Raw genomic sequence first — 12,044 nt, forward strand, 5'->3', positions numbered from 1 at the left:
CAAAATCAAGAAAAATGACAAAGATCGGCAAACGCATGAAAAACAACGGAAAATTAACGCAGCCCCAACCGCCCGCACCCCCGGCCCCACGCAATCACCCCCCGCGACCCGCAATCCCCCACCCCCAAACAAGCCCCCCTTTCCCCAGAAAACGCAGGAACAAAAACACGAGAATCAAACCAAATAACAACAAAGGCCAGGAGCCCCAGAAGCTGCAGGCCGCGCCTGCCCCCCATCACCTGGGCCCAAGAAGCACCTCCTTTGTCCCGCCTGATCCGGTCGAACCGCGAACGGTGGGCGGCTCAGTCGGCCAAGCGCCACGCTGGCAGCCGGATCCGCTTTATCCATGACGGCGATTCTCAGCGGCGAGCCGACGCCGCAGCGAGCCGATGGCCGCCCTAGCAAAACAGGTCCAAGATGAGGATGGCAAAGCCTTGCAGCGCGTCAGGCAATCAGCAGGCACATGCAAGGGCTGATGGTGACCCCGACAGGATTTGAACCTGTAACCTGCCCCTTAGGAGGGGGCTGCTCTATCCAGTTGAGCCACGGGGCCGCCTGGGGCCTCTTTTGCCCTCTGGCCGCGAAAATGGCAAGCTTGCCGCGGCCGGGCGGAAAAGATAACGGTAACATGATTGCGTCCCGGTAGTTGCGATGAACACGAAAAGACCCCGCCGCCCACTGACCCTGCGCGATGTGTCCGAAGCATCAGGCGTGTCCGAGATGACCGTCAGCCGCGTGCTGCGCAACCGGGGCGACGTCTCGGCCGCCACGCGCGAGAAGGTGCTGACCGCCGCCCGTACCCTGGGCTATGTCCCCAACAAGATCGCAGGCGGGCTCGCCAGCCAGCGCGTGAACCTGGTCGCGGTGGTCATCCCGTCGCTGTCGAACATGGTGTTTCCCGACGTGCTGGGCGGGATCTCGGCCGAACTGGACGATACCGGCCTGCAGCCGGTGGTGGGCGTGACGAATTACAGCCCCTCGCGCGAGGATGCGGTACTTTACGACATGCTGAGCTGGCGGCCCTCGGGGGTGATCCTGGCCGGGCTGGAACACAGCCGGGCGGCGCGGGCCATGCTGGACAACGCCGGCCTGCCGGTGGTCGAGATCATGGATGTGGACGGCACGCCGATCGACACCGCCGTCGGCATCTCGCACCGCCGGGCCGGGGCCGAGATGGCCGACGAGATCCTGGCCGCCGGCTATCGCCGCATCGGCTTCATCGGCACGCACATGCCCGAGGACCATCGCGCCCGCAAGCGGCTCGCCGGCTTCGAGGAACGGCTGGGCGAGCGCGGCGTGCAGCTGGCGGCGCGGGAATATTACCAGGGCGGCTCGTCGCTGCTGAAGGGACGCGAGATGACCGAGCGCATCCTGACGCGCGAGCCGGAGCTGGACTTCCTGTATTTCTCCAACGACATGATCGGGGCCGGCGGGCTCTTGTGGTGCATGGAGAACGGCTACGACATTCCCGGCAGGCTGGGGCTTGCGGGCTTCAACGGCGTCGAGCTGCTGGACGGGCTGCCGATGCGGCTGACCACCACCGACGCGCGGCGCATCGACATCGGCCGGCGCGCGGCCCGCATCGTCGCCGGCAAGGAGCCGCGGCCCGAGAACGGCATCATCGCGCTGGCCCCGACCATCTTGCCGGGAGAGACCATCCGCAAGCATTGACGCCGCGCCGGCGGGCGGCGCTGCAGGAGTATTTGGCAGACGGTGAAACGGGCGCAGGCCTGGCCCTTGCGCACCGGCCTGCGTTTTTCTCCGTTTCACAAATACCCATGCGGCAGCGACGGTTGCGCGGTCGCATGGGTATTTTCGGAACGAAGAAGCCGGATCCGGGAAGTCAGCCCAGCTCGGGGAAGAACAGGCCCTTTGGCGAAGGCGTGAAGATCTCGCAGCCATCCGCGGTCACGCCGATCGAATGCTCGAACTGGGCCGAGAGCGACTTGTCGCGCGTCACCGCCGTCCAGTCGTCGGCAAGGATCTTGGTTTCGGGCCGGCCGAGGTTCACCATGGGCTCGATGGTGAAGAACATGCCTTCCTCCAGCACCGGGCCCTTGCCGGGACGGCCGAAATGCAGCACGTTCGGCGGCGCGTGGAAGCTGCGGCCAAGGCCGTGGCCGCAGAAGTCGCGCACCACCGACATGCGGTTCGATTCCACATAGGACTGGATCGCCCAGCCGATGTCGCCGAAGGTGGCGCCGGGACGGACGGCCTCGATGCCGCACATCAGCGCGTCATGCGTGACCTGGATCAGCCGGCGCGCCTTGACGCTGGGCCTGCCCGCCACATACATGCGCGAGCTGTCGCCATACCAGCCGTCCACGATCACCGTCACGTCGATGTTCAGGATGTCGCCCTCGGCCAGGATCTTGTCGCCGGGGATGCCGTGGCAGACGACGTGGTTCACGCTGATGCAGCTGGCGTGCTGGTAGCCGCGATAGCCGATGGTGGCGCTGGTGGCGCCCAGTTCCTCGACCCGGCCCCGGATGAAATCGTCCAGGCCGCCGGTGGTGGCGCCGGGCTGCACCAAGGGACCGACCTCGTCCAGGATCTGCGCCGCGATCAGCCCGGCCGCCCGCATGCCCTGGAAGTCCTGCGGGTCGTGGATGCGGATTCCCTCGCGGGTCTGGCGTGCGTCGTTCATGGCGTCCCCTTGGCGTCGTCCTGCTGGTCCGTTCCACAGATAGTCCCATGCCGCCACTTGTTCCAGCCCCTCGGGCGGACCTATACATTTGCGCAAGGAGCCAGATCGCCAGGAGGAGCGCGCCGATGCAATCCGACAATCCCACCGCCGCCATCCTCGTCATCGGGGACGAGATCCTTTCGGGCCGCACGCGCGAGGGCAATGCCCATTACCTGTCGCAGGTCCTCAATAGCATCGGCGTCGACCTGCGCGAAGTGCGCATCGTCGGCGACGACCACGACCAGATCACCGCCGCGATCAGGGCGCTGGATTGCTCGCTGGGCGGCGCCTGGGACATGCTGTTCACCTCGGGCGGCATCGGGCCGACGCATGACGACATCACCGCCGATGCCGTCGCCGCCGCCTTCGGCGTGGGCATCGAGATCAACGAGGAGGCGCGGCGCGTCATGGTCGAGCGCTGGCAGGCGCGCGGCGTCGAAGTGACCGGCAACCGCCTGCGCATGGCCCGCATCCCGCTGGGCGCGGCGCTGATCCCCAACGCGCATTCCGCCGCGCCGGGTTTCCATATCGGCAACACCTATGTCATGGCCGGCGTGCCCGAGGTGTTCCGCGCCATGGTCGAGGCGGTGGTGCCGGGCCTGCCGACCGGCCGCCCCTCGGTCAGCGAGGCGCTGGAGGTGCTGCGCCCGGAATCCGACGTGGCCGACGAGCTGCGCGCCGTGGCCGATGCCTTCCCGGACCTGTCGCTCGGCTCCTATCCCTTCCAGAGCGGGCAGCGCTACGGCACCAGCCTGGTGATCCGCGGGCTGGACGACAAGCGCGTCACCGACGCCATGACCCTGCTGCGCGAAAGGCTGGCCCTGTGATCGGCGATCCCGACATCGCCCGCGCCTTCGAGACCACCTGGCCCGCCGCCGAATATGCGCCGGCCGGCGGTTTCCTGGTCGGCCGCGGCCGGGCCGGCGGCGGCCGCGTCAGCTCGGCCCGCGCCGCGCGGCCCGACTGGACCGAGGCCGACATCGCCCGCGCCGAAGCCATCCAGCGCGGCTGGAACGAGCGGCCGATGTTCCGCGTCGCCGATGACGATGCCGCGTTGGCGCAGGCGCTGGCGGCGCAGGGCTTTCGCCATGGCACGCCCACCGCGATCCTGGCCGCCGATTGCGCCCGGCTGACCGCCCTGCCCGTCCCGCCGCTGGCCACCTTCGAGATCTGGCCGCCGCTGGCCATGCAGCGCGACATCTGGAGCGACGGCAATGTCTCGGCCGCCCGCCAGGCGGTGATGGAGCGCGTGGCCCTGCCCAAGACCGCGCTGCTGGGACGGATGCAGGATCGCGCGGCCGGCGCGGCCTTCGTGGCGCTGGACGGGCCGGTCGCCATGATCCACGCCATCGAGGTGGTGCCCGCCCTGCGCCGGCAGGGCGTGGCGGGCTGGCTGATCCGCATGGCGGCGACCTGGGCCGAGGCGCAGGGCGCAACCCGGCTGGCGCTGGCGGTCGGCCGCGCCAATGCCGGCGCCCGCGCGGCCTATGACCGGCTGGGCTTTGCGGAACTCGGCGGCTACGGCTATTGGAGCAAGGACTGAAGCCGGCGCTCAGGCTGGCGCGGCCGCCAGGCGGCGCAATTCCTTCTTGAGCAGCTCCAGCTCGCCGCGCATCAGGCTCAGCTCGGCATGCAGGTCGCCGTCCAGGATCTCGCCCGCGACCAGGGTCAGGCTGGCCAGGCGGCGGGCGCCGGGCCGGGGCGGCTCGCCCTCGGCGCCCCCGTCCTCGACCAGAAGGAAGCTTTGCGCGCCTTCCGACAGCCGCTCGGCCGGGATGGCGGCGGCGACGCGCCAGCGGCCGGGTGCTTCGGCGGTCAGCCGGGCCTCGGCCACGCGGCTGCCCATATGCACCAGCACCAGCCGGCCCGGCTGGGCGTCGCGGTGGATCACCCCCTGCCAGATCCCGCTTTTCAGCCCCAGGGATTCAAATTCACTCATTAAAACATTCCTTGGTCAGAACCAGGGTCAGAACTGGGCCCGCAGGTGGCGCGAGAAGAACAACTCGCGGATCTCGACCGCATTCATGCGGGGCGCCTCGAAAATCAGGTCCAGCCAGATCTTTTCCAGCCGCTTCTCGTTCATCGGGGTATAGGCAAGGTCGAACTCGGTCACCTGCCGGCTGTAATGGCCCGGCTCGAAGCGGCGCAGTTGCAGCGTGGCCTGGTCGGTGTTCGGGCCATGGCCGATGTTCAGCCGGGCATAGACCTCCAGCGCGCGCTCGGCGATGATGCCGGTCTCCAGCCGCAGGACATGGCTGCGGGTCAGGCCCTGCAACGCGCTTTCGGGCAGGTCGATGGACAGCGACAGGAAGCTGCCGGCAAAGCCGAACACCTCGAGCCGCATGCCAAAGGGCGACAGGTCGGTCGCGCCGCCATTGGCCAGTTGTTCCAGGATCAGCGCACGTTCGGGGCAGTCGTGCCAGACCGCCGCCCCCTCGCCCAGCCGGTCGCCGGCCTCGGGCCCGGCCAGCCCGCGCGGCGTGACCTGCCCGGCCATGAAGCCGGGGCGCCAGCGCCAGTCGGTGCCGCCGGGCAGGTGCAGCGCATCCAGCGCCGCACGCGAACGCGCCGCGCGGCGGTCGGCGCCGATCAGGAAGCGGTCGAGGCTGCCGCGCAGCGCGCGCGCCTCCTCGCGCAGGTGGCGCAGGCGGGCGGCGGGCAGCGTTTCGACGCCCCCGGCCAGCGCCGTCCATTGCTGTGCAGCCCGCTCTCGGGTCTTGCGTTCAAGCCATTTACCAGGGCGTATTGCCATGCGTCCGCCTGTCACTGATCCATGTAGACGTGGGTTTCGGCGGCCGCACCCGGATGGGTCACGGCGCCGTAGCGAGCCTTGCCGACCAGCTGAGCGTATTTCCACAACGCGCCCGAGGCATAATCCGTCTTGCGCGGCCCGGCCCATGCGGCGCGGCGCTGCGCCAGTTCCTCGTCGCTCAGCGCCACGGAAATCTCGCCCCGGATCGCGTCGATGGTGATCATGTCGCCGTCGCGCAGCAGCGCGATGGGGCCGCCATGCGCCGCCTCCGGGCCGACATGGCCGACGCAGAAGCCGCGCGTCGCGCCGGAAAACCGCCCGTCGGTGATCAGCGCCACCTTCTTGCCCATGCCCTGCCCCGACAGCGCCGCCGTGGTCGCCAGCATCTCGCGCATGCCGGGGCCGCCGGCCGGGCCCTCGTTGCGGATGACGATCACGCAGCCCTCGGCATAGTCGCGGCGGGTGACGGCGTCGAAGGCCTCTTCCTCGGATTCGAAGACGCGGGCGGGGCCGGTAAAGACCTGATGCTCGGGCGCCATGCCCGCGACCTTCACGATGGCGCCGTCGGGTGCCAGATTGCCGCGCAGCCCGACCACGCCGCCGGTCCGCGACAGCGGCGCCGTCACCGGATGGATGACCTTGCCGTCGATCTCGCGCGCGACAAGGTCCAGTTCCTCGCCCATGCTGCGCCCCGAGGCGGTCAGGCAATCCTCGTGGATCAGCCCGGCGCGGCGCAGCTCGCGCATGACCACCGGCACGCCGCCGGCCTCGAACAGATCCTTGGCGACGTAGTCGCCGCCGGGGCGCAGGTTCACGAAATAGGGCGTGTCGCGAAAGATGTCGCAGACGTCGAACAGATCGAAGGGGATGCCCGCCTCATGCGCGATGGCGGGCAGGTGCAGCCCGGCATTGGTCGAGCCGCCGGTGCAGGCCACCACCCGCGCCGCGTTTTCCAGCGACTTGCGCGTCACCACGTCGCGGGCGCGGATGTTCCTCTCGATCAGCGCCATCACCGCCTCACCCGAGGCGAGCCCGTATTGATCGCGCGATTCGTAGGGCGCCGGCGCGCCCGAGCTGTTCATCAGCGCCAGCCCGATGGCCTCGCTGACGCAGGCCATGGTGTTGGCGGTATATTGCCCGCCGCAGGCCCCGGCCGAGGGACAGGCCACGCGCTCCAGGATCTCCAGCTCGGCATCGGTCATCTTGCCGGCGGCGTGCTGGCCCACGGCCTCGAACACGTCCTGGACCACCACGTCGCGCCCGTCCAGCTTGCCCGGCAGGATCGAGCCGCCATAGATGAAGACGCTGGGCACGTTCAGCCGCACCATGGCCATCATCATGCCCGGCAGCGACTTGTCGCAGCCCGCCAGCCCGACCAGCGCGTCATAGCAATGCCCGCGCATGGTCAGTTCGACCGTGTCGGCGATGGCATCGCGCGAGGCAAGGCTCGAGCGCATCCCCTCGTGCCCCATGGCGATGCCGTCGGTGACGGTGATGGTGGTGAACTCGCGCGGGCAGCCGCCGCCCTTCTTGACGCCCTGCTTGACCGACTGGGCCTGGCGGGCCAGCGCGATATTGCAGGGCGCGGCCTCGTTCCAGCAGGTCGCCACCCCCACCCAGGGGGAATGGATCTCTTCGTCCGAGATGCCCATGGCATAGAAATAGCTGCGATGCGGCGCGCGGGCCGGCCCCTCGGTGACATGGCGACTGGGCAGGGTCGACTTGTCGAAACGGCTGTTCTTCATGGCTGCATCCTCCGGCTGGATTCTGGATAGGCCCAGCCCGCCCGCGGAGCAAGGGGCTGCCGCCCGCCCTCAGCCCAGGGCCGCGTCCAGCCGGGCGGCCATGATCAGGTCGTTCATGGTCACGCCCCCGGCCGAATGGGTGGCATAGGTGACGCGGGCATGGCCCCAGCCAAAGGCGATGTCGGGATGGTGCCCGGCGGCCTCGGCCTGCCAGGCGGCCAGGTTGGCCAGCTGCGCCGCCTGCCTGAAGTTCTTGAAGCGCCATTCGCGCTGGATCGACTTGCCGTCCTCGGCCATGCGCCACTCGGGCAGGTCGGCCAGCGCCTTGCGCAATTCCTCCGGCGACAGCGCGGCGGCGCCGTCCACGATCTTGTCCTTGCTGCGGTCCGTCATCGCGTCCTCCGTCACAGGATCGGCGCCGCCAGCGCCAGAAGATTGTTGCGCAGCCGGCGCCGGACCGACCAGCCGCGGATGTCCTCCAGCGCGATCGGCCGGGCGCGGGCGATATAGCCCTGCTGGCGTTCGTCCAGCCGCTCGGTGATGTCGCCGCCCAGGAACAGCATGTTCATCTCGTAGTTCAGCTCGAAGCTGCGGCGGTCCATGTTGGCGCTGCCCAGCATGGCCATGCGCCCGTCGGCGGTGATGATCTTGGAATGCAAGAGCCCGCCCTGGAACAGCATCAGCCTGACCCCGGCCGAGACCAGCCCGTAATAGAACCCCTCGGACGTGGCCTGCACCACCAGCGAATCGTTGCGCTCGGGCAGGATCACGGTCACGTCCACGCCCCGCCGCGCCGCCGTGCGGATCGCCGAATCGAGCGAGGCGTCGGGCACATAATAGGGCGTCGTGATCACCAGCCGCTCGCGCGCGGCATGGATCATCGTCACCATGCAGTCCGACAGCGAGCCCTGGCGCTCGTCCGGCCCGGTGGCGACGACCTGCGCCACCTCGCCCGGCGCGGTGACGGGGCGGGTCATGCGCAGCATCTCGCCCAGGTCTTCGCCGGTATAGCTCATCCAGTCCTGCAGGAAGACCGCCTGCATCTGCCGCACCACCGGCCCCTCGATGGCCAGGAAGACGTCGATCCAGGGCGCATAGCGCGGCTTGATGGCGAAGGCCCGGTCCGAGCAGTTGCGGCTGCCGGTAAAGCCCAGAACATGGTCGATCACCACGATCTTGCGGTGGTTGCGCAGGTCCATGCGCTGGAACAGGCCGCCGATCACCGGGATGCTCAGCGGCAGCGCCTCGACGCATTCGACCCCTGCCGCCTTCATCCGCGACCAGGATTCGGACCGGCCGAAGGCGCGCGAGCCGAAGGCGTCGATGATCGCCCGCACCTTGACGCCGCGCCCGGCGGCGCGGATCGCCGCCTCTGCCACCGACCGCCCCGAGGGATCGTCGAGCCAGATATAGAACAGCATGTGGACATGCTCGGTCGCGCCGTCGATCGCCTCGACCAGCGCGGCGATGGCGCTGTCGTCCTCGGGCAGCAGCGCGGCGCGGTTGCCGGCCACCGCGGCAAAGCCGGTGGTGGCGCGATTCGCCTTGATGACCGGCTCGGCGAAATCGGGCAGCAGCTTCAGCTCTTCGGGGCTGGACTGCCACAGGCCGGACAGGCGCGAGCGGACATTGGCCATGGTCTCGACCTCGGCGCCGCGCATGCGGATCTCGCCGAACAGCACATAGGCCAGGATGCCGACCAGCGGCACCAGCTCGATCACCAGGATCCAGGACAGGCGGACCGTCGGCTCAAGCCGCGGACGCAGCAGCACGCGCACCGAAACGGCCAGCGCGGCTGCGTAATGCATGAACACAAGGGCTTCGGTCCACATGCCGCCATGAAAGCCCGGACAGCGCGGAATTGCAATTCGGCACCGCTTTGCATATCTGAGCCCAGAACGCAGCGCAGGGGGCCGCCGATGAACTGGATCACCAATTATGTCCGTCCGCGCATCAATTCGCTGTTCTCGCGCCGCGAGGTGCCCGAGAACCTGTGGACCAAATGCCCGGAATGCGGGACCATGCTGTTCCACCGCGAATTGTCGGACAACCTGAACGTCTGCACGAATTGCGACCATCACCTGGCGATCAGCCCGCGCGGCCGCTTTGCCGCGCTGTTCGACGGCGGCGTCTTCGTCGAGGTCAAGGTGCCCGAGCCGGTCGCCGACCCGCTGGGCTTCCGCGACCAGAAGAAATACCCCGACCGCATGAAGGCCGCGCAGAAGTCCACCGGCGAGAAAGAGGCGATGCTGGTCGCCGAGGGCGAGATCGGCCGCACCCCCATCGTCGCCGCCGCGCAGGACTTTTCCTTCATGGGCGGCTCGATGGGCATGTATGTCGGCAATGCCATCATCGCCGCGGCCGAACGCGCGGTAAAGCTCAAGCGGCCCCTGGTGCTGTTCTCGGCCGCCGGCGGCGCGCGCATGCAGGAAGGCATCCTGTCGCTGATGCAGATGCCCCGCACCACCGTCGCCGTCGAGATGCTGAAAGAGGCGCGGCTGCCCTATATCGTCGTGCTGACCCATCCGACCACCGGCGGCGTGACCGCCAGCTATGCCATGCTGGGCGACATCCAGATCTCGGAACCGAACGCGCTGATCTGCTTTGCCGGCCCGCGCGTGATCGAGCAAACCATCCGCGAAAAGCTGCCCGAGGGCTTTCAGCGCGCCGAATACCTGCTGGAACACGGCATGCTGGACCGGGTGACGCATCGCAAGAAGCTGCGCGAAGAGCTGATCTCGATCCTGCGCATGCTGGGCGGCCTGCCCGCGCCGGTGGTGGGCGACCTGCCCGCGCCCGGCACCATCGCCGCACCGCGCCACGAAAACGCCGCCGACAACGCCTCCGCCTAGGCCGGACGACATCGCGATGACCTCCTCCGACGCCATTCTCGCGCGGCTCATGCAGCTGCATCCCAAGGTCATCGACCTGTCGCTGGACCGGATGCACCGCATCCTTGCCGCCCTGGGCAACCCGGAGCGCAGCATCCCGCCCGCGATCCACATCGCCGGGACCAACGGCAAGGGCTCGACCCAGGCGATGATCCGCGCCGGGCTGGAATCGGCCGGCAAGCGCGTCCATGCCTATACCTCGCCGCATCTGGCGCAGTTCCACGAGCGCATCCGGCTGGCCGGGGAGCTGATCTCGGAGGCCGACCTGGCCGCGGTGCTCGAGGAATGCGAGGCCGCGAACGCCGGCGCGCCGATCACCTTCTTCGAGATCACCACCGCGGCGGCCTTCCTGGCCTTCTCGCGAACGCCGGCGGATTACACGCTGCTGGAAGTGGGCCTGGGCGGCCGGCTGGACGCGACCAACGTGATCGAGGCGCCGGCCCTGACCGTCATCACCCCCATCAGCATCGACCATACGCAATACCTGGGCGAGACGCTGGCCGAGATCGCCGGCGAAAAGGCCGGGATCATGAAGCGCCGCGTGCCCTGCATCGTCGCCCCGCAGGAGGCCGTCGCCCGCGAGGTGATCGAGCAGAAGGCCGAGCGGCTATTCGCGCCGCTGCGCATCGGCCGGCAGGACTGGGACAGCCGGCGCGAGGGCGACAGCCTGGTCTACCAGGACGAACACGGGCTGATGGACCTGCCCCTGCCCGTCCTGCCCGGCCCGCATCAGATCGTGAACGCCGGCACCGCCATCGCCGCGCTGCGCGAACTGGGATTCGGCCGCATCGAGGCCCGCGCCGCCGTGACCGAGGCCGAATGGCCCGCGCGCATGCAGCGCCTGGGCCATGGCCCGCTGGTCGAGGCGGCGGGGGCCTGCGAGCTTTGGCTCGACGGCGGCCACAACCCGGCCGGGGGCGAGGCGGTGGCGGCGACGCTGGCCGCCCTGCCGCGCCGGCCGACGCATCTGGTCTGCGGCATGCTGAACACCAAGGACGTGGCGGGCTACATGCGGCCGCTGGCCGGGGTGGCGCACAGCCTGACCGCCGTGGCCATCCCCGGCGAGCCGAACACCCTGCCGGCCGAGGACACCGCCGCAGCCGCAACCTCGGTGGGGCTTGCGGCCAGCACCGCCCCGGATGCGCTGTCAGCGGTCGGCCGCATCGCCGCGGATCACCCCGGCGCGCGCATCCTGATCTGCGGCTCGCTTTATCTCGCCGGGCAGGTGCTGCGCCGGAACGGCTAGACCGGCAGGCGATTCGCACCGGCCCCGGCACGGATTGGCCGCGTCCGGCACCGCCTCGGCGGGAATGCCCGGCCGCGTTGACGGTGATGATTGCGATAGGCGCGGGGCGAACGGGCCCGCCATTGATGTGAGCGGTGCCGACCCCAGCAGAGGCTGGGCATTCCGGCAACCGCCATTGGGGCGACCCGCGCGCAGGATGCAACCCCAGGTCACGAAGGCTTCCCATAGGTCTCTCGCGGGGTGGCCCGCGGGGGGAGATCGTCCCGCCGCTCGGGCAATGGCCAGGCGATCGGCAGGAAACCTTGGTCAGCGCCCGTCCAGCATCCGCAATTCATGGGTGCGGCCCGCCTTGACATAGGTCAGCCGTCCGTCGCCGATGGAATTGATCGTGCCGCCGTCGATGCGGTCGCCCAGCCGGACCGTCACCACCTTGCCGCTGCGCAGCCGGATCAGCGCGCGGCTGGCCTTGCCGGCGCCGATGATGCCGATGACCGTGGTGCGGCCCATGTCGATGCCGCGGGCCTGGGTCGCGGCCTTGGCCACCGAGGCCGAGGTCGCGCCCTTGGGCAGGGCGTTGGCGGCGATCTCGGGCTCGTTGTCGATCTCGGGCGGCTTGTAGTCCTGGCGTTGGGCGCGAGCGGCCCGTTCCTCGGCTGCGGCCTGGGCGCGGGCGCGGGCCTCGGCCTGGGCGCGGGCCTCGGCCTCGGCCTTGGCGTCGGCGGCG

At 69.4% G+C, this 12,044-nt stretch carries 12 protein-coding genes, 1 tRNA gene and 1 pseudogene; 6 read left to right on the top strand and 8 right to left on the bottom strand.

The window, feature by feature from the left end; translation table 11 throughout:
• Positions 1–187, top strand: a 187-nt coding sequence (locus FE811_RS27990; protein ID WP_219848927.1) for a hypothetical protein, incomplete at its 5' end; no start/stop codon positions are given.
• Between the two features lie 289 nt (positions 188–476).
• Here FE811_RS27990 and FE811_RS23010 read toward each other — a convergent pair.
• Positions 477–553: transfer RNA gene (locus tag FE811_RS23010), tRNA-Arg, on the bottom strand.
• Between the two features lie 98 nt (positions 554–651).
• On the opposite strand from FE811_RS23010, the gene FE811_RS23015 reads away from it, so the two are divergent.
• Positions 652–1,671 (top strand): LacI family DNA-binding transcriptional regulator, encoded by a 1,020-nt coding sequence (locus FE811_RS23015; RefSeq protein WP_072461531.1) that lies wholly within the window; start codon positions 652–654, stop codon positions 1,669–1,671.
• A gap of 172 nt (positions 1,672–1,843) precedes the next feature.
• Here the strand turns inward: FE811_RS23015 and map are convergent, their stop codons facing one another.
• Positions 1,844–2,647, bottom strand: coding sequence for a type I methionyl aminopeptidase (gene map, locus FE811_RS23020; RefSeq protein ID WP_036751661.1), 804 nt, complete (start codon positions 2,645–2,647; stop codon positions 1,844–1,846).
• Positions 2,648–2,772: 125 nt separating this feature from the next.
• Here map and FE811_RS23025 point away from each other — a divergent pair, with 125 nt between their 5' ends.
• The gene (locus tag FE811_RS23025) at positions 2,773–3,513 is read left to right on the top strand and encodes a molybdopterin-binding protein (RefSeq protein ID WP_036751663.1); all 741 of its coding nucleotides are present in this window, start codon (positions 2,773–2,775) and stop codon (positions 3,511–3,513) included.
• Positions 3,510–4,229, top strand: a complete 720-nt coding sequence (locus tag FE811_RS23030; RefSeq protein ID WP_140848941.1) for a GNAT family N-acetyltransferase — start codon at positions 3,510–3,512, stop codon at positions 4,227–4,229. Before FE811_RS23025 ends, FE811_RS23030 begins: the two co-directional genes overlap by 4 nt.
• Before the next feature lie 9 nt (positions 4,230–4,238).
• Here the strand turns inward: FE811_RS23030 and FE811_RS23035 are convergent, their stop codons facing one another.
• The 5 genes from FE811_RS23035 to cls all read right to left on the bottom strand — a co-directional run bounded on the left by FE811_RS23035 (position 4,239) and on the right by cls (position 9,015).
• Positions 4,239–4,625 carry a hypothetical protein gene (locus FE811_RS23035; RefSeq protein ID WP_140848943.1) on the bottom strand — a complete coding sequence of 129 codons (387 nt, stop codon included), beginning with the start codon at positions 4,623–4,625 and terminating at the stop codon, positions 4,239–4,241.
• A 27-nt stretch (positions 4,626–4,652) separates the two neighbouring features.
• Positions 4,653–5,438, bottom strand: a complete 786-nt coding sequence (locus FE811_RS23040) for a DUF6478 family protein (RefSeq protein WP_140848946.1) — start codon at positions 5,436–5,438, stop codon at positions 4,653–4,655.
• 11 nt (positions 5,439–5,449) lie between these two features.
• A complete protein-coding gene (gene ilvD, locus FE811_RS23045) occupies positions 5,450–7,183 on the bottom strand; it encodes a dihydroxy-acid dehydratase (protein ID WP_140848948.1) in 1,734 nt (577 codons plus the stop codon).
• Between the two features lie 69 nt (positions 7,184–7,252).
• Positions 7,253–7,576, bottom strand: coding sequence for a 4a-hydroxytetrahydrobiopterin dehydratase (locus tag FE811_RS23050; RefSeq protein WP_114537535.1), 324 nt, complete (start codon positions 7,574–7,576; stop codon positions 7,253–7,255).
• Positions 7,577–7,587: 11 nt separating this feature from the next.
• The gene (gene cls, locus FE811_RS23055) at positions 7,588–9,015 is read right to left on the bottom strand and encodes a cardiolipin synthase (RefSeq protein WP_116222872.1); all 1,428 of its coding nucleotides are present in this window, start codon (positions 9,013–9,015) and stop codon (positions 7,588–7,590) included.
• An 87-nt stretch (positions 9,016–9,102) separates the two neighbouring features.
• Here cls and accD point away from each other — a divergent pair, with 87 nt between their 5' ends.
• A complete protein-coding gene (gene accD, locus FE811_RS23060; RefSeq protein WP_036751675.1) occupies positions 9,103–10,035 on the top strand; it encodes an acetyl-CoA carboxylase, carboxyltransferase subunit beta in 933 nt (310 codons plus the stop codon).
• A gap of 16 nt (positions 10,036–10,051) precedes the next feature.
• Positions 10,052–11,320: a folylpolyglutamate synthase/dihydrofolate synthase family protein gene (locus FE811_RS23065; protein ID WP_116222873.1), complete on the top strand. Its 1,269-nt coding sequence runs from the start codon at positions 10,052–10,054 to the stop codon at positions 11,318–11,320.
• 306 nt (positions 11,321–11,626) lie between these two features.
• Here FE811_RS23065 and FE811_RS23070 read toward each other — a convergent pair.
• A pseudogene (locus tag FE811_RS23070) lies at positions 11,627–12,044 on the bottom strand (hypothetical protein); the annotation flags it as partial.

Origin of the sequence: Paracoccus sp. FO-3 (genome assembly GCF_006386455.1) — a bacterium.
GTDB lineage: Bacteria > Pseudomonadota > Alphaproteobacteria > Rhodobacterales > Rhodobacteraceae > Paracoccus > Paracoccus versutus.